Annotated in this window: 14 protein-coding genes; 10 read left to right on the forward strand and 4 right to left on the reverse strand. The window is 68.8% G+C overall.

Going from position 1 to position 18,226, the window contains the following annotated elements; all coding sequences use genetic code 11:
- The first annotated feature begins 53 nt into the window (after positions 1–53).
- The 8 genes from HDA45_RS38880 (at position 54) to HDA45_RS38915 (ending at position 12,164) form a co-directional block, all read left to right on the forward strand.
- Positions 54–965: a serine hydrolase gene (locus tag HDA45_RS38880; RefSeq protein ID WP_184904035.1), complete on the forward strand. Its 912-nt coding sequence runs from the start codon at positions 54–56 to the stop codon at positions 963–965.
- Between the two features lie 120 nt (positions 966–1,085).
- Positions 1,086–2,474, forward strand: a complete 1,389-nt coding sequence (locus tag HDA45_RS38885; protein ID WP_184904037.1) for a serine hydrolase domain-containing protein — start codon at positions 1,086–1,088, stop codon at positions 2,472–2,474.
- Positions 2,471–3,373, forward strand: a complete 903-nt coding sequence (locus HDA45_RS38890) for a serine hydrolase (RefSeq protein WP_184904039.1) — start codon at positions 2,471–2,473, stop codon at positions 3,371–3,373. Before HDA45_RS38885 ends, HDA45_RS38890 begins: the two co-directional genes overlap by 4 nt.
- A 9-nt stretch (positions 3,374–3,382) precedes the next feature.
- Positions 3,383–4,981, forward strand: coding sequence for an ABC transporter substrate-binding protein (locus HDA45_RS38895; RefSeq protein ID WP_184904041.1), 1,599 nt, complete (start codon positions 3,383–3,385; stop codon positions 4,979–4,981).
- Positions 4,981–5,961: an ABC transporter permease gene (locus tag HDA45_RS38900; RefSeq protein ID WP_184904043.1), complete on the forward strand. Its 981-nt coding sequence runs from the start codon at positions 4,981–4,983 to the stop codon at positions 5,959–5,961. The genes HDA45_RS38895 and HDA45_RS38900 overlap by 1 nt, the downstream gene beginning before the upstream one ends.
- A gap of 1 nt (position 5,962) precedes the next feature.
- Positions 5,963–7,858 (forward strand): dipeptide/oligopeptide/nickel ABC transporter permease/ATP-binding protein, encoded by a 1,896-nt coding sequence (locus tag HDA45_RS38905; RefSeq protein WP_184904045.1) that lies wholly within the window; start codon positions 5,963–5,965, stop codon positions 7,856–7,858.
- Positions 7,855–8,847 (forward strand): oligopeptide/dipeptide ABC transporter ATP-binding protein, encoded by a 993-nt coding sequence (locus tag HDA45_RS38910; RefSeq protein WP_184904047.1) that lies wholly within the window; start codon positions 7,855–7,857, stop codon positions 8,845–8,847. The genes HDA45_RS38905 and HDA45_RS38910 overlap by 4 nt, the downstream gene beginning before the upstream one ends.
- Entirely contained in the window at positions 8,844–12,164 is a 3,321-nt protein-coding gene (locus HDA45_RS38915) for a serine hydrolase (RefSeq protein WP_184904049.1), read from the forward strand. The genes HDA45_RS38910 and HDA45_RS38915 overlap by 4 nt, the downstream gene beginning before the upstream one ends.
- 200 nt (positions 12,165–12,364) lie before the next feature.
- On the opposite strand, the gene HDA45_RS38920 is transcribed toward HDA45_RS38915, so the two are convergent.
- Positions 12,365–12,559 carry a hypothetical protein gene (locus HDA45_RS38920; protein WP_184904051.1) on the reverse strand — a complete coding sequence of 65 codons (195 nt, stop codon included), beginning with the start codon at positions 12,557–12,559 and terminating at the stop codon, positions 12,365–12,367.
- A gap of 423 nt (positions 12,560–12,982) precedes the next feature.
- Between HDA45_RS38920 and HDA45_RS38925 the strand changes: the two genes are divergently transcribed.
- Positions 12,983–14,020, forward strand: a complete 1,038-nt coding sequence (locus tag HDA45_RS38925) for a DUF222 domain-containing protein (protein ID WP_184906501.1) — start codon at positions 12,983–12,985, stop codon at positions 14,018–14,020.
- 325 nt (positions 14,021–14,345) lie between these two features.
- Here HDA45_RS38925 and HDA45_RS38930 read toward each other — a convergent pair whose 3' ends face one another.
- A complete protein-coding gene (locus HDA45_RS38930; protein ID WP_184904053.1) occupies positions 14,346–14,993 on the reverse strand; it encodes a response regulator in 648 nt (215 codons plus the stop codon).
- Positions 14,981–16,180 carry a sensor domain-containing protein gene (locus HDA45_RS38935; protein ID WP_184906504.1) on the reverse strand — a complete coding sequence of 400 codons (1,200 nt, stop codon included), beginning with the start codon at positions 16,178–16,180 and terminating at the stop codon, positions 14,981–14,983. Before HDA45_RS38935 ends, HDA45_RS38930 begins: the two co-directional genes overlap by 13 nt.
- Before the next feature lie 600 nt (positions 16,181–16,780).
- Here HDA45_RS38935 and HDA45_RS38940 point away from each other — a divergent pair.
- Positions 16,781–17,548, forward strand: coding sequence for a dioxygenase family protein (locus tag HDA45_RS38940; protein WP_184904055.1), 768 nt, complete (start codon positions 16,781–16,783; stop codon positions 17,546–17,548).
- A gap of 156 nt (positions 17,549–17,704) precedes the next feature.
- Here HDA45_RS38940 and HDA45_RS38945 read toward each other — a convergent pair whose 3' ends face one another.
- Positions 17,705–18,124, reverse strand: a complete 420-nt coding sequence (locus tag HDA45_RS38945; protein ID WP_184904057.1) for a histone-like nucleoid-structuring protein Lsr2 — start codon at positions 18,122–18,124, stop codon at positions 17,705–17,707.
- Between the last annotated feature and the right edge of the window lie 102 nt (positions 18,125–18,226).

The following is an 18,226-nucleotide window of genomic DNA, read 5'->3' on the forward strand; positions in this document are numbered from 1 at the left end:
CCCGCCCACGGTCACGGCACCTTCCCCAGTTGTCCTCAGTAGACAGGAGCCTCATGTCCACCGCGTCCGAAGTCATCGCGACGATCAACGCCCGCGCGAAAGAGGTAGGGGTCCGGGTCCGGCTGCACGCCGCCGAAATCGACGGCACCCGGCGGATCGGCGTCGATGAACACGCTCCCGTCGTCACGGCGTCGGTCTTCAAGGTCCCGATCGCGCTGGAGCTGGCGAGGCAGGCCGCCGACGGCGGGCTCGACCTCGGCGAGCGGATCAGCGTCCCGCCGGGTCATCCCACGCCGAGCCCGTACGGACTGGCCACCTTCCGGCACGAGATCACGATGTCCTGGTACGACCTCGCGATCTTGATGATCGGGATCAGCGACAACGTCGCCACCGACCTGATCGTCGCCAAGGTCGGTAAGGAAGCCACAGAAGAAACGTTGCGCCGCCTCGGTTTCGAGCACACCACGGTCCCGCAGGACTGCGCGGAGGTGCTCGGCGGCATCGGGGAAGACCTCGGGATCTCCTACGAGGACGACGAGAAAGCGCTGTCCGATCTGTCGATCGAGCAGATCCGGGCGTTGCGCGCACTGCAACCGGAGCACACCTGCGCGACCACCGCCGAAGAGATCACCCGGCTGCTGGGGCTGATCTGGCGTGACGAGGCCGCCCCGCCCGCCGCGTGCGCGGACGTCCGGCGCTGGCTCGAGCTCCAGGTGTGGCCGCACCGGCTGCGGTCCGGGTTCCCGGACGACGGGATCCGCGTCAGCGGCAAGACCGGGACGCTGCCGTCGGTGCGCAACGAGGTCGGCGTGGTCGAGTACCCGGATGGGGGCCGTTACGCGGTAGGGATTTTCACCGACGCCGTCGACGGCCGGTCGCGGGTGCCGGAGCGGGACGCGTTCATCGGCTTCGCCGCGGCACAGGCCGTCGAATGGCTCAGGCTTCCCGAGGCCGGGGGCGAATGATTCGTCCGCCCGGATGAATTTTCCCGTCGCTCTCGTAGTTCCGCACGAACCGGTGACGCCCGTCACCGTCCTAGCATTTCCGGAAACGCCGGTCCACCCTTTCCACGGACGAGGATGCCCATGTCGAAACTTTCCGAAATCGATGCCTGGCTCGAGCAGAACCTTCCCGCCCTGCTGGCCGAACACCAGGTTCCCGGCGCGGCCGTCGCGGTCTTCGCGAACGGCGAGGTGATCGACCACGCGGCCGGCGTGCTGAACAAGGGCACCGGCGTGGAGTCCACTGTGGATTCCGTTTTCCAGATCGGCTCGATCACCAAGGTGTGGACGACCACCCTGGCGATGCAGCTCGTCGACGAAGGACGGCTGGACCTCGACAAGCCCGTCCGTGACTACCTCCCCGAGTTCGCCATCTCCGACGAAGACGCCGCGAAGCGGGTCACCGTGCGGCAGCTGACGTGCCACACCTCCGGCTTCGAGGGCGACATCTTCACCGACACCGGCCAGGGCGACGACTGTGTCGCGAAGCTCGTGGCGACGCTGTCCGACGTGCCCCAGCTCTTCGGCCCGGGGGAGATGTTCTCCTACAACAACGCCGGTTACTGCGTGCTCGGCAGGATCGTCGAGGTCCTGCGCGGCAAGTCCTACGACGACTGCCTGCGCGACCACCTGTTCGCCCCGCTCGGGCTGACCCACGCCGCCACCGGACCGTATGACGCGATCCGGTTCCGTGCCGCGATCGGCCACGTCCAGCCCACGCCGGACGACGAGCCGGTGGCCGCGCCCGTCTGGGCGCTGACCCGGTCGAACGTCCCGGCCGGTTCCCATCTCGCGATGCGCCCGCGCGACCTGCTGACCTTCGTGCGCATGCACCTCAACGAAGGCCGCGCCGACGACGGCACGCAGGTCCTCGAGCCGGAGACCGCCCGCGCCATGTGGGAACGCCAGGTCGAACTGCCCTACCTCGGCCTGATGGGCGGGGCGTGGGGGCTCGGCTGGATGATCTTCGACTGGGACGGCGGCCCGGTGATCGGCCACGACGGCGGAACCATCGGCCAGTCGGCGTTCCTGCGGGTGGTGCCGGGCAGCAACGTCGCGGTGGCGCTGCTGACCAACGGCGGCAAGCCGATGCACCTCTACCTGGACATCTTCCGGAAGGTCCTGGGCGATCTCGCGGGCGTCGAGGTCCCGGCGCTGCCCGAACCCAACGCCGCCGAGGCCCCGGCCGACCCGTCGCGGTTCGTGGGCGAGTACTCCTCGCAGGTGGCGGACATCGTCGTCAGCCAGGACGAGGACGGCGACCTGTGGCTGGAGCGCACACCGAAGGGGATCTTCGCCGACCTCGGAACGGGGCCGGAGAAGGCCAGGCTGCTCGGATACAAGGGCGACACCCTGGTCGTCGAACACGACGGACTCGGCCTGCACATGCCGCACGCCTTCGTCGGTGACGACGGCGACGGCCGGGCGCTGTTCGTCCACACCGGACGGGCCGACCGGCGGGTGAGTCAGTGACGGCGATCGCCGAGGAGATCGAAGCGGTCTTCGCGAAGGCGGGGGCGCGCGGCTTCGTGCACGCGCGCGAGGTCGGCGTCTCCGACGGCCCCGAGGTCTGTGTCGGCGCGGACGATCCCGTCGTGCTGGCGTCGGTGTTCAAGATCCCCGTGGCGGTCGCCTTCGCCCGCGAGGTGGCCGCCGGGCGGCTCGACGAAACCGAGCGGACCCGTGTCGTCGCGCGCTACCGGATCGGCGGGATCGGCACCGCGGGTTGCGCGGACGACGTCGAGATGAGCTGGCGCGACCTGGCGCATTTCATGCTGACGATGAGCGACAACGCCGCGACCGACCTCGTCTACCACCGGGTCGGGCAGGAGGCCGTCGACAAGGTCCTCACCGACCTCGGACTCACCAGGACCCGGCTGATCGGCTGCTGCGAGGACCTCTTCGCCTCGGTGATCGCCGATCTCGGCGCGAAACCGGACGACGATCTGGAAGCCGTCTTCGCCGCGGCCACCGAGGAGCAGCTGTGGAAGCTCGCGGTGCTCGACCCGGAACGCACCACGTCGTCGACCCCGCGCGAGATCACCGGCCTGCTCGACGCGATCTGGACCGACCGCGCGGGCGACCCGGCCGCCTGCGCACGCGTGCGGGCGATCATGGCCCAGCAGATCTGGCCGCACCGGATCTCGTCCGGTTTCCCCGCGGGGGTGGCGATCGCGGCGAAGACCGGAACCCTGCCCGCCGTCCGTAACGAAGCGGGGGTGGTGACCCATGTGGACGGTCGCCGCTACGCCGTCGCGGTGTTCACCCGCGCCGATTCCCTCGCCGACCGCCTGCCCGCGGTCGATTCCGCCATCGGTGAGGCTGCCGGCCTCGCCGTCGAACACCTTCGCGCGCAGACCGTGACCCAGTAGGAGAACCCCATGAAGAAAGCCCGGCTCACCGCCGCGATCGCGAGCGTGGTGGCCTTGACCGTGAGCGCGTGCGGGGGGACGTCGCAATCCGGGGAAGACCGGACAGCGAACCAGAAACTGACCGAAGGCAAGACCTTCACGATGGCGATCGGCACCGATCCGGGAGCGCTCGACCCGGCGATGACCGTGCTCGCGGTCGCGCTCGAGATGGGCCGCTACCTGTACGACAGCCTGGTCAACCTCGACGAGACCGGCAAACCGATCCCGGGTCTCGCCGAGAAGTTCGAGGCCACCACGACCACGGCGTCCTTCACCCTGCGGAACGGGATCACCTGCGACGACGGCAGCCCGCTGACCGCGAGCGGTGTCGCGGCGAACATCAACTTCGTCGGCGACCCCGCCAACAAGTCCCCGATGTCCGGGCTCACCGTCGCGCCGGGGACCAAGGCGACTGCCGACGACGCGGCGCGGACGATCACGCTCACCAGCGGGTCGCCGGACGCGTTCCTGCTGCGCAACCTGGGCGGGATGCCGATCGTCTGCGGCAAGGGCGTGACCGACCGGTCGGCGCTGGCCAAGGGAAAGTACGGCACCGGCATGTTCACCATGACCGAAATCGTGCCGAACGACCACTACACCCTCACGCGGCGCAAGGAGTACACGTGGGGTCCGGGTGACTGGCAGCGTGAGCAGCCCGGCCTGCCGGAGAAGGTGGTCTTCCGGGTCGTCCCGAACATGACGACCACGGCGAACCTGCTGCTGTCCGGTGAATTGAACGCCGCCAGGATCGTCGGCCAGGACCAGCAGCGCCTGCGCGCCCAGAAGCTGTTCCACGGTGACCAGGTCGTGCCGATGGGCGAGATGTTCTTCAACCAGGCACCCGGCCGTGCGGGCGGTGACCAGAACGTCCGCCGCGCGCTCGTGCAGGCCCTCGACCTCGCCCAGATCGGGAAGGTGCTCACCAGCGGTTCCGGGGCACCCAGCCAGGGGATGGTCACCACCGAACCCAAGGCCTGCACCGGCGACGCGGTGAGCGGCAAGCTGCCCGCGTTCGACGTCGCCGCGGCCAAATCCGCCCTCGACACGGCGGGCTGGAAGCCGGGAGCGGACGGTGTGCGGGTCAAGGACGGCAAGCGGCTGGCGCTCACGGCCATTTACGGCACGCAGCTGGGCCCGACGATGGCGCCGGCCGCCGAACTGATGCAGCAGTCGTGGAAGGCCGCCGGTGCGGAGGTCACGCTCAAGGGCCTCGACAGCCCCGGAACCAGCCAGGTGCTCTTCAACACCGGTGAGTGGGACATCTCGCTCGCGCCGGTGACCTTGCTGCTGCCGAGTCAGGCAGGCCCGTTCGTCTCCGGGCCGAAACCGCCCGCCGGCACGAACTTCGCGCATATCGAGAACGAGCGGTACACGTCGCAGGCCGCCCAGGCGGCACAGATGCCGGGTGATTCCGGCTGCGCGACCTGGCTCGCGGCGGAATCGGCGCTCATCGAGCGGCTGGACGTCGTGCCCTACGTCAACTCGGTCATCCCGACGTTCGGCAGCAACGCGAAGTTCAAGGTCAACTTCGGCACGATCGAACCGTCGTCGATCCGGATGTACAGCTGATGACGGTCGCGCTCGCCCCGGCCGGGTTGCGCGGCAATCCCTGGCTCTCGTTCGCCGTGCGTCGCCTCGGCCGGTTCGCGGTTTCGCTGTGGGTCTTGGTCACCACGGCGTTCCTGATGATCCAGCTGATCCCCGGCGACCCGGTCCGGGCGGCGCTCGGCCTGACCGCGCCGGTCGAACTGGTGAACGCCCGGCGCGCGGCCCTCGGCCTCGACGATCCGTTGTGGCAGCAGTACCTCCACTACCTCGGCGGCCTGGTCACCGGTGACTTCGGGACGTCGATGACGAGCGGGCAGCCGGTCTCCGAGGTGATCGGCGACCGGCTGCCCGCCACCCTCCAGCTGGCGTTGCCCGCCTTCGCGGTGGTGATCGCGGTGGCGATCCCGCTGGGCCTCCTGTTCGCGGTGCTGACCCGCGGCGGGCGGCGGCGGGGTGGCGAGCTGGCGTTCACCTCGATGACGGTGCTGCTGGCGGCCATCCCCGAATTCCTGGTGGCCGTCGCGCTGGTCGCGTTCTTCGCGGTCCAGCTCGGCTGGTTCCCGGTGGCCGGGAGCGAAGGGGCGGGTTCGCTCGTGCTCCCGGTCGTCGCGCTGGCGCTCGGCCCGGCCTCGGTACTCTCCCGCATCGTCCGGGTGGAGACGCTTTCCGTGCTGGGCAACGACTTCATCCGCACGGCACGGGCGAAACGGCTGCCGTCACGGCTGGTCTACCTCCGGCACGCGCTGCCGAACGCGCTGACCGCGACCCTGACCATGGGCGGGCTGATCCTGACCGGGATGGTAGCCGGGACGGTGCTGGTGGAGAACGTGTTCGCCTGGCCAGGGCTCGGTTCGACCATCGCGCAGTCGATCCTGCAGAAGGACTATCCGCTGGTGCAGGGGATCGTGCTCGTCTACGGCATCGGGGTGCTGCTGGTGAATCTGACGGTGGACGTGCTGCTGGCCGTCCTCGATCCGCGTTCGACGATCCGGGAGAGCTGACATGGTGGCGAATCGGCGCGCGAAATGGCTCGCGGCCCTGCGCACCCCGGTGGGCGCGTTCTCGGCGACCCTGCTGGTCCTGGTGATCGCGCTCGCGGTGCTGGCCCCGATCCTGTGGCACGACAAAGCTTTCGCGATCGACACCGAGGCGATCGCGCAAGGGTCGTCGGCGGCGCATTGGCTGGGTACCGACGACCTCGGCCGCGACATCCTCTTCCGCGTCCTGGTGGCGACCCGGCTTTCGGTACTGCTGGCGGTACTCGCGACGGTGATCGGGGTGGTGACCGGGATCGTCCTCGGCACGCTGCCCTCGCTGCTGCCGCGGCCCGCCGCCCGGCTGGTCACGTCGGCGGTGAACATCGCGGTCGCGTTCCCCGGGCTGCTGCTGGTGCTGTTCTTCTCGGTGATCTTCGGCGTCGGTACCCACGGCGCGGTGATGGCCGTCGGGTTCGCGCTGGCACCGGCGTTCGCGCGGCTGGCGCAGACGCTGGCGGCTTCCGTGGCGGGTCAGGACTTCGTGTCCGCCGCCCGGATCTCCGGTGTCGGCCGGATCCGCTTGCTGGTGCGGCACATCCTGCCCAACATCGGCGAACCGCTGGTGGTGAACGCGACCATCGGCGCGGGCGCCTCGCTGCTGGCGTTCTCCGGACTGTCGTTCCTCGGCATCGGCGTCCAGGCACCGGAGTACGACTGGGGACGGCTGCTCGGCGAGGGGCTCAACGGGATCTACATCAACCCGGCGGCCGCGCTCGCGCCCGGTGTCGCGGTGGTGCTCGCGGGGCTCGCCTTCAACCTGGCCGGGGAGACCGTGGCCGGGGTGATCGGTGTCCGCACCGGCGTGCGCAAGCTCGTACCGCGGCAGGTCACTCCCGCCAGGGAGGCCGTCGTACAGGATCGCGACGACGCCGTGCTGGTGGTGGAAAACCTGCAGGTGGCGTTCCCGCGTCCGGAGGGCTGGACGGTCCCGGTGCGCGGGGTGAGCTTCACCGTCCGCGCGGGTGAGGCGATCGGTGTCGTCGGCGAGTCGGGCTCGGGCAAGAGCCTGACCGGGCTGGCGGTGTCCCGGCTGGTCGAAGCGCCGGCCGTGGTCACCGCGGACAGGCTCGACTTCGCCGGGAAACCGTTGCTGACGACCCCGGAACGGGAGCTGCGCGGTCTGCTCGGCACGTCGCTGGCGATGGTGTTCCAGGATCCGATGACCTCGTTCAACCCGACCAGGCGGATCGGCCGTCAGCTGGCCGAGGTGGCCGAACAGCACCAGGGTCTTCCTCGCGCCAAGGCGTTCGCGCTGGCCGTCGACCGGTTGCGCTCGGTGCGGATCCCCGCGGCCGAGCGGCGGGCGCGGCAGTACCCGCACGAGTTCTCCGGCGGGATGCGGCAGCGCGCGATGATCGGCATGGGCTTGATGGGCGACCCGAAGCTGATCATCGCCGACGAACCGACCACGGCGCTGGACGTCACCGTGCAACGGCAGTTGTTGCGCCTGCTGGCGCGGACCAGGGCGGAGCGGAACACGGCGATCATCCTGATCAGCCATGACATCGCGGTCGTCTCGCAGACCTGCGAGCGGATGCTGGTCATGTACGCCGGCCGGGTGGTGGAGGACCTGCCGACGGCGGGGACGCCACGGCATCCCTACACGAAAGCGCTGCTGGCCGCCACGCTCGACCTCGAGACCGATCGCGACGCGCCGCTGGCGGTGATCCCCGGCCGCCCGCCGGAGCCGGATCGCGTGCCCACCGGGTGTGCCTTCGCCGACCGGTGCCCCGCGGTGACCGATCGATGCCGTCTCGAAGACCCGGTACTGGAACAGGTCGGAACCGGGCACCGTGTCGCGTGCTGGGAGTCGTCTTCGTTGCCTGTCAAGGAAACTGTGGCCGCCGGAGGTGCGGAGTGAGCGATCTCGTCTTCGACGCGGTGAGCGTCCGGTACGGCGGGAGGCGTGGTCTCACCGCTGTCGACCACGTCGGGCTGACCGTCCCTTCCGGACAGGTCGTCGGGCTCGTCGGCGAATCGGGTTCGGGGAAGTCGACGCTGGCCCGCGCCGCCGTCGGGCTCTCGCCGGTCAGCGCCGGGCGGGTCCTGCTGGGCGGTGTGGACGTCCGGAAGCTGCCCCGGCGTCGTCCGCTGCAGATGGTGTTCCAGGATCCGTACTCCTCTTTGGACCCCCGGATGAGCATCGGCGAGTCGATCACCGAAGCGATCCCGCGTGGTGTGCTTCCCGGCCGCGCCGCGCGCCAGGACGAGGTCGCCCGGCTCCTGGAACTGGTCAACCTCGATCCGGATCGGGCCGGACACCTGCCCGGCCAGCTTTCCGGTGGCCAGCGGCAACGTGTGGCGCTCGCCCGTGCGCTGGCGGGGCGGCCGGAGGTGCTGATCGCGGACGAGATCACCTCCGCGCTCGACGTCTCGGTGCAGGGCGCGGTGCTCAACCTCGTCCGGTCCGTGCAACGACGGCTGGGCCTGTCGATGCTGTTCATCTCGCACAACCTCGCGGTGATCCGCTATCTCAGCGACATCGTCGCGGTGATGTACCTCGGCCGGATCGTCGAAGTCGGCCCGGCCGAGCAGGTGCTCACCGATCCGCGGCATCCGTACACCAAGGATCTGCTCGCCGCGGCGCCGTCCGCGCACACCTCGCTGTTCGACGTCGGCGAGGACGAGACGACCGCCGACACCGAACCCGCGGACCCGCACCACCCACCGGGCGGTTGCCGCTACCACACCCGATGCCCGGTCGGCCCGCTCGTCCGCGCCGACCGCGAACTCTGCCTCCAGACGGATCCCGCCGAAGACGCGGCACACCGACGTCACTCGGCGGCCTGCCATTTCAGCGAACACGAGAGCCACCCGCTCGCGATCTCCAGAGGAGCAAGCGCACCATGACCCGACGTCTCGGTCTCGAGGACCTGTACGAAATCGCCGCGCCCAGTCAGCCGTCGCTGTCACCGGACGGCGGCCGGATCGTCTACGTCCTGCGTACCGCGGACCGCGACGAGGACCGGAACGTGACCACGCTCTGGGAGGTCGGCGCGACCACCGGCGAGGCCCGGCAGCTCACGCGCGGAACCACCGACCTGGCACCGAACTGGGCCCCGGACGGCACCCGGATCGCGTTCCTCCGTGCCAAGGACGGACCGCCGCAGGTGTGGTTCCTGCCGTCGTCGGGCGGGGAGGCCGAGCAGGTCACCGAACTGCCGCTCGGTGCGGGCGCTCCGGTCTGGAGCCCGGACGGCGGCAAGATCGCGTTCTCCGCCGCGATCGACCTGGCGGACGGCGAATCCGCGTCGAACGCCCCGGTGGTGGCGGACAGGCTGGACTTCAAGGCCGACGGCGCCGGGCTGATCAAGACCATCCGGAAGCACCTGCACGTCCTCGACGTCGCCACGCGTGAGGTCCGGCAGGTCACCTTCGGCGATTGGCACGCCGGCGCCCCCGCCTGGTCGCCCGACGGGACGCATCTGGCCTTCTCGGCCGGACGGGACGCCGACGCCGACCTGACCTTCCGTTCCGGTGCCTACGTTCTCGACGTGACCACGAAGACCTCCGAGCCGCGGCTGATCGGCTCCGGCGAAGGTATGGCTGGTCCGGTCACCTGGACCGCGGACGGTCTCGAGCTCCTGGTCGCGGGTCGCGGTGACACCGAAGTCGGGCACCTCGGCCTGCTGAGGGTCCCGCTCGACGGAGGCGACCCGATCGATCTGACCGCCTCCTTGGACCGCAACGCGATGTTCGGTGGCGCGGGCTACCCGGGCGCGCTCCCGAAGCTGACCGCGGACGGCGGTTCCGTGCTGTTCGGTCTCCGCGACCGCGGCTGTACTCATCTGTACCGAGTGGACACCGACGGGCAAAACCCGCGCGCGGTCCTCGCGGGCGCTGACCGAGTCGTGTCCGGAATGGACAGCGCGGGCGACACGGTGGTGGTCGTCCTGGCGACGGGCACCTCGTTCGGCGAGATCGCGGTCGTCGACGTGGCCACCGGCGCTGTCGACGTGCGGACCGACCACGGCGCCTCCGTCGCCGACGCGGAACTCTTCCGCCACGAGGAACGGGAATTCACCATCGGCGACGGCACCGTCGTCCACGGCTGGCTACTGCGGGATCAGACCCGATCCGGTGCCGCGCCGCTGCTGCTCGACATCCACGGCGGACCGCACAACGCGTGGAACGGCGCCGCCGACTCGATCCACCTCTATCACCAGGCGCTCGTCGCGCGCGGCTGGGCGGTGCTGCTGCTCAACCCGCGCGGCAGCGACGGCTACGGCGAGGACTTCTTCACGGGCGCCGTCGGCGGGTGGGGCACCGCGGATGCCGCCGACTTCCTCGAACCGCTGGATCAGCTCGTCGCCGAAGGGGTCGCCGACGCGGACCGTCTCGCCGTGGCGGGCTACAGCTATGGCGGGTTCATGACCTGCTACCTGACCAGCCGCGACAACCGCTTCGCCGCCGCCGTCGCGGGTGGCGTCGTCAGCGATCTGACCAGTATGGAGGGCACCTCCGACGCCGGGCACTACCTGGCCGTCAGCGAACTCGGCAGCTCGTCGTGGGACAAGGCCAACGAGGTTTTCTCGCCGTTCGCCAAGGTCGCGCAGGTGCGGACGCCGACGCTGGTCGTCCAGGGCGCGGAGGACGAGCGCTGCCCGGTCGGCCAGGCCGAGCAATGGTTCGGTGCCCTGCGTGCGCGCGGCGTCCCGTCCCGGATGGTGCTGTACCCGGGCGCGTCGCATCTGTTCATCCTCGACGGCCCGCCTTCGCACCGTCTCGACTTCAACCGTCGGGTCCTCGACTGGGTCGAGCAGTACGCGGGACCGGCGGACGGCGTGTCGCGAGTGCCGATCGAGGCGGCGCACTGGCGGCGGCGTCTGGCCGAACTGGCGCGCAAGTACCGCGTGCCCGGTGCGGCGCTGGGCATCACGCGGATCGGCGACGACGCCGAAGCGCACGTCACCTACGGCGTGCTCAACACCGCGACCGGCGTCGAGGTCACCGAAGACTCGGTGTTCCAGATCGGTTCGGTCTCCAAGGTGTGGACCTCGACCGTGGTGATGCAACTGGTCGACGAAGGGCTGCTGGATCTGGACGCGCCGATCTCCGACGTCGTCCCGGAACTGCGGCTGGCCGACCCGGACGTCGCCAAGCAGGTGACCATGCGGCATCTGCTGACGCACACCAGCGGGATCGACGGAGACGTCTTCACCGACACCGGACGCGGCGACGACACCCTCGAACGCTACGTCGAGATCCTCGACCAGGCCGCGCAGAACCATCCGCTCGGGGAGACGTTCTCCTACTGCAACTCGGGTTTCGTGCTCATGGGCCGGGTGATCGAGAAGCTCACCGGGCTGACCTGGGACGCCGCGATGCGCGAGAAGCTGTTCGCGCCGCTCGGCCTCACCCACACCGTGACGCTGCCCGAGGAAGCGCTGATGTTCCGCGCGGCCGTCGGTCACGTCGCAGGCGAGAACGAAGAACCGCAGCCCGCGCCCATCTGGGGACTGCCGCGCAACATGGGCCCGGCCGGACTGATCACCGCCACCACCAAGGACGTACTCGGGTTCGCCCGGCTGCACCTGACCGGCGGCCTCACCCCGTCCGGTGAACGGATCCTGACGACGGCGTCCGCCACCACGATGGCCTCGAAGCAGACCGACATCCCCGACAAGCACTCGCTCGGCGACTCCTGGGGCCTCGGCTGGATCCGTGACGACTGGAACGGACGGCGGGTCATCGGCCACGACGGCAACACGATCGGGCAGTCGGCGTTCTTGCGGCTGCTGCCCGATCAAGGACTCGCCGTCACGCTGCTCACCAACGGTGGCAACACGCGCGACCTGTACGAGGAGCTGTACCGGGAGATCTTCGCGGAACTGGCCGACGTGGCGATGCCGCGGCCGCTGGAGCCGCCCGCGACCCCGGTCACCGTGGACGGTTCGAGGCACGTCGGTGTCTACGAACGGGCGGGCGTGCTGATGGAGGTGCTGGCGGACGGCGACGGGATCCGGCTCCGGCAGACCGTCACGGGGCCGCTGGCCGATCTCGTGCCGGAGAAGACGATGGAGTTCGCCCTGGTTCCGGTGACGGACTCGCTCTACGTGTGCCGTGAGGCCGGTGCGCGGACGTGGATGCCGGTCACGTTCTACACGCTGCCGACCGGTGAGCCGTACATGCACTACGGCGTGCGCGCGACGCCCAAGGTGTCCTGAAAGCACTCGGCCCGCCCGGACGATTCCGGGCGGGCCGAGCACTCAGGCGCAGATGATCTTGTCGACGAGGGTGCGGCTTTCCAAGCCCGCCAAAGCCTTGATGAACCTGTCGAGTCGATTGGTACCTGCGGGGGTGTCGGCCACCCCGCCGTGCGGTCCTGCTTGTGCCCGGGAAGGTCTGCGTGACGACGGTTTCTCGATCACGCCCTGCGCCGCGCCACGTAGCGGACGATCAGCAGCACGATGCAGATGACCGAGATGGCGCCCGCGATCATGCGGAAGGTCCAGTCCAACCCCGCGAACTGGCCGATCGAGTTGGTGGCGGCGCTGACGAGGAGGACCAGCCAGAGGGAGGCGGTGACGAGGGCGCCGCCGGCGTTTTTGGTGTCGTTCATGGGAAAGACGCTAGAGATCGGCGAGGTGGGGAGCCAGGGGAGTGGCCCCCGGTCACGGGGTGGTGCTGGCGCTACCTCGGGTCTTGGGGGATGGATGGTCCGGTATGGGGTGAAGGCGCCCTTCGCCGCGTCAGATGAGGCGAAAGGTTCCCCTCATTCTTTCTCGGAACGATTCTTTGGCTCGAATAGTGTGTGCTGCCAGAGATGCAGTGCTCTTTGCGGAAGTCAATCGGTGCCGCGTTGTGGCAGTCGAACTCATGTTCGAGTATGATCATGAACATGACCACAACTCTTGCTTTCAATCCGAAAGCCACTCGTTTTCTCGACACCGCCTACGACGAGGAGGTTTCGCTGCGGCGGACACAAGGCCGTCAGGTGCGCGCTTTAGCCGGGTTCGCCGCGGTGGGCGGCTCGCGAAGATCGGTGACCGAGGAGGTCGCGTTGCGCTTCTCGGTCTCCCGCAATCAAGCAGCCCTGCTGCTGGAGGTCTCCTGCGCCCTGGTGTCGCGTCTGCCGAATACGTTGGCGGCGTTGGACAAGGGTGACATCGATCTGTTCAAGGCGTCGAAGGTCAGTCAGCTGACCCGTGAGGTCTCGGACGAGGTCGCCGCGCAGGTGGACGCGTTCATGGCCAAACGTCTCGCCGCGCGTGACCCCGCGGCGATCCGGGGCTCGGTGAGCTACGCGGTGGAGAAATACGACCCCGACGGATTCCGGGAACGAGCGGAGAAGAAACGCGAACGACGGCACATCTCGCTCGAACACGAGGACGAGACCATGTCCACCCTCTCCGGGTTCCTGCCGTCCGAACTGGCCTCCTCGATCTATGCCTCGATCAGCCGCATCGCACGAACACGTCGCGCCCAGGACAAAACCCGCACCCTGGACCAGCACCGCGCGGACGTGTTCGCCGAACGGCTGCTCGCCGAAGACGGCCACGGAAAACCCCGCGCGCACATCCACGTCTACGTCGACTTCCTGACCCTCACCGGCGCCCGCAACGACCCCGCCACTCTCGCCGGATACGGGCCGATCCCCGACTGGCTGGTCCGCGAGATCGCGTCGGACCCCGGCTCGACGTGGTCGCGGTTGATCACCGACCCCGCCACCGGGCAGATCCTGGAAGCCGGCGCTGGCACCTACCGGCCACCGGCCTCACTGGCGAGGTTGATCAGGGCACGGGACCGGGAATGCACCCACCCCGGCTGTCACCGTCCGGCCGAATTCTCCGAGATCGACCACATCACCACCTGGGCGCGGGACGGCAAGACCGATCACCACAACTGCCACGGCGCCTGCAAAACCCACAACCTGCTCAAAGAAGAACCCGGCTGGACCGCAGCGCCTACCGGCAACGGCGGCATGACCATCACCACCCCCACCGGACACACCTACCACGCCACACCCGAACCACTCCACGAACCACGACCAGAACCGGAGGACGACACCCCGCCGTTCTGATCAGCACGAGCTCACTCACAACCGCCCGGCGAGCCCGCCGGGCGGCAGCAGAAACACGCCCTGAGAAAGACACGGCTTGGAACCACGCGCGCCAGCGCGGTCATCGGACCTGCTGCCCGGTGATGAACTCGTGCCCTTTGCCGCGGATCACCGCACTTCTCACACGACGCATCGCGGTCGACGCCCAACTCCACAGTGGAGACACCAGCCACGAGCGAAACGTCTACATCGGACTGGCCGAAACGACCTCTGCGCGCAGGCGGCGGCAACCGCGTGGGCGATTCCGACTGACCGCCGCAACCACCAACCACCCGAAAGGCCCGCCTCAGCCCTTCCCGCTCAAGTAAGCCAACACCGCCAGCACCCGCCGATGCCCGCTGTCCTCCGGCAGCCCCAGCTTCGCGAAGATGTTCCGGATGTGCTTGTGCACGGCACCGTCGCTCACCACCAGCAGTTCCGCGATGGTCGTGTTGTTGTACCCCTCCGCCATCAGCCCGAGCACCTCGCGTTCCCTCGCCGTCAGGGCTTCGAGTGGATCGGCGGCCCGGCGATGGGCCATCAGCTGCGTGATCACCTCGGGGTCCATGGCCGTCCCGCCCTTGACGACCCGGTCCAGCGCGTCGAGGAACTTCTCGACCTTCCCGACCCGTTCCTTGAGGAGGTACCCGACAGCGCCCTTGCCGTCGGCGAGGAGTTCGGCCGCGTAGCCCGTCTCGACGTGGGCGGACAACACCAGCACCGGCAGCCCGGGGTGCATCTTCCGCGCCTTGACGGCGGCCCGGAGGCCTTCGTCGGTGTGGGTCGGCGGCAGCCGGACGTCGGTGATCACCGCGTCGGGCCGCTCCTTGGTGACCACCTCGAGGAACTCGTCCGCGTTGTCCACGGCCGCGGTGACATCGATGCCCGAGGTGTTCAGCAGCAGGACCAGGCCTTCGCGCAGCAGCGCGTCGTCCTCGACGATCACGACCCGCATGGCAACTCCACTTTCACTACGGTCGGCCCTCCGGCCGGACTGGTCAGCTTCCACGTCCCGTCGAACGCTTCGGCGCGTTTGCGGATCCCGGCGAGCCCGCTGCCCTGGGATTCGTCGGCGCCACCGTGGCCGTCGTCGCGGATTTCGATGCTGAGGGTGTCGACGGTGCCGTCGAGGATGACCCGGGCGTGTTCGGCGCCGGAGTGTTTGGTGATGTTGGTCAGCATCTCGGCGACGACGAAGTAGGCGGCCGCCTCCACCGCGGCCGGGCGACGGCTGCTGCTGAGAACGTCCACAGTGCACGGAACCGGGCAGCGGTCGGCCAAGGCCGTGACGGCGCCGTCGAGACCGCGGTCGGTCAGCAGCGGCGGATAGATACTGCGCACCACGGTCCGCAGTTCGGCGAGTGCGCCGGTCGCGGTGTCCTGTGCCTTGCCGAGCAACTCCCGCGCCTTTTGGGGATCCTTGTCGAAGATCGAGTCGGCGATCCCGAGTTGCAGCACCACCGCGGCGATCCGCGCCTGCGTCCCGTCGTGCAGATCGCGTTCGAGCCTGCGGAGTTCGGCGCCGTGTGCTTCCAACGCGGCGGCGCGGGACGCGGCCAGTTCGACGACCCGGTCGGTCAGCACGACGCCTGCCGCGGGTGCGAGCAGCTTCCGCGCGACGGAAGCCTGCCAGCGGGCCACCCTGGGGAGCAGGAACGTGATAGCGATCATACCGACGCCGGTGACCGCGCTGAGCGCCGCCAGCGGCCAGGACGTCACCATGAAGCCGAGCGAGCTTTCCACCCCGCCGTCCACCGACGGCCAGACGATCGCCGAGATGACCTGCCGGAGCCCGCCGAGCGGCAGCGCGATGGCGAACGTGCCGATGACGAAACCGGTGACTGCGTGGAAGGCGAGCCAGCCGAGGTCCCGGCGCGAGGCCGGATCCGTCACGGGATTCCCCGAGCGGTACGGCTCGGGGATCGGCTCACCCAGCAGCCGGGCGGCCCGGCGGCGTTCGAAGTTGACCGGTCGCCTGATCAGCTCGAGCGCGATCGGCAAGGCCGGGATCCCGACACCGAACGGGCACATCAACAGCACGAAGAGCATGCCCGTGAGAGCGAACCAGGCGACCATGGACGAGGCCGCGCCGATCGCCAGGTACCGGATCGCGGACCAACAGGACCGCAGCCGGGTGATCACCTGGACAGTCTCCCATCCGGAGTCCGGCGGTGTCATGGCGGTGCCGGTGCCACCGGGAGGGCGACGGCCGACATGCCACCGCGGCAAGGAAGGCCGCGAGGATCCTTGGAACCGGCCGGAACCGCACGACCCGTACATCCGACGGACGCCACGCCTTTCCGTCACCGAAGATTTCCCGGTGGAACAGGCTTTCGACATACGCCGTATCTCTTCCGTCGCAATGGACGACGTGAGTGCCGCTCAGTGGGATGCCCTGACCTGCCGGTGTCCGCTGTGTCCGGCTTTCTCATGGTGGATGCCGCGGTCCGCCGCAATGACCAGCGGTAATCCGCGACTGAAATAAGCGGCGACGCCAGGCGGTACTACGAGAGGTGAGCCGGCCAGAATGGGCTTCGAGGCGCCGTAGGCGAAATGCCGTAACGGTGGTTCGATGATTTGGCCCATCAAAGTATGGTGCTCGCTGCGAAGTATGATGCGTGAGAGTGAATTGCCTCGACAGTGGGCCGGTCATGGCGGACGATCGAATGCGCGCGGCATCCTGCAGGCGAAGCCTTGTTGCGCTTAGTTCCCTGCTCCCATCATATGGCGAAAAGGAGACCTATGCATGACGATGATGAGCCAGTAGGCCGAGTGCTCGGCAGGCGGCAGGCGTTGATTCTGCTCGGCGCCGCCGGTGCGACACTCGCCGCCGCTGGATCCGCCACTGCCAACGCCACCCCCTCCACGGCAGGAGCTCCCGAGGTCTGCGCGCTGGATTGTGTGGTCAAACCAGAGCAGATGGAGGGCCCGTACTTCGTCGACGAGCGGCTCAACCGCTCCGATATCCGCAGTGAGCCCGCCACCGGGCAACTGGTTCCCGGCACCGCGCTGGCACTCAATTTCACCATTCAGCAAATTCGTCAGCAGGTGTGCACGCCACTGCCGGGAGCGATGATCGACCTCTGGCAGTGCGACGCGTTCGGGCTGTACTCCGACATCCCGTCTCAGGGAAGTTCCGGCCGCCGATTCCTGCGCGGGTACCAGAACACCGACCAAGCGGGGGTCGCCCGGTTCACCACCATTCTGCCGGGCTGGTACACGGGACGCACGCTGCACATCCACATCAAAATACGTACCGTCGGAACCAACGGCCGGCCGTACGAGTTCACGTCGCAGCTTTACTTCACGCCCGAGTTCGGCGCGGCCTATCTGCGGACCGATCCGTACCGGCGGAAAGGTCCGGCCGACACGACCAACAACCGTGACTCGATCTACCGCAGTGGCGGAGCCCAAATGCTGCTGCGACCACAGCAGGTCGGAACCACCTACACGGCGGACTTCGCAATCGGCCTCGACTTGTCGAACACCCAGGTCGGCCGTCCCGACTAGCGCATTCCCCGGGCTGGAGTTCGTGGGCGGTCCGGCTGGGTGAAGCGGCATTCTGCAGTGCTGCCTCGATGCCCGGCTCCCTGCCCGCCCGTGTCATGGACGTGCCTTTCCCCGTCGACTCGGGAAAGGCACGTCCATGAGCACGATCCCGGTGATTCAGGACTTCTTGCGGGGTGCGCGCTTGCGCTTGGCGGGCGCTTCTTCGGCGACGGGCTCGGCGGGGGCCGATTCGGCGTTGTCGAACGCTTCGTAGATCTCGTTGGGAATGCGACCGCGCTCGGCGATCGCGTAGCCGTTCGCCGACGCCCAGGCGCGGACCTGCTGGTTGCGCTCGCGGTCGGTGGGCTTCGCCGTACCACCGGCCACGGTGGACTGTCCGGTCGCGACCTTCACTTTGCGTCCGCCGATTCGCCTGCTGGCGTCGATGAAGCGCTCGAGCTCTTCGCGCAGCGCGCCGGCGTTGTCATCGGAGAGGTCGATCTCGTAGGTGACGCCGTCGAGCGCGAAGGGCACGGTCTGGGTGGCTTCGCCACCGTCGATGTCGTCGACGATCTGGACGGATACCTTTTGTGCCATCGATAGTGCCTTCCGCTAGGTCATGCCACGCCACTTCAGATTGGCGCAGTGTCAATGAGCCTAACCGTCATCGACCGCGAAGGTGGAATGGCGGCCCCGCCG

The sequence above is a fragment of the Amycolatopsis umgeniensis genome, assembly GCF_014205155.1.
Lineage (GTDB): Bacteria > Actinomycetota > Actinomycetes > Mycobacteriales > Pseudonocardiaceae > Amycolatopsis > Amycolatopsis umgeniensis.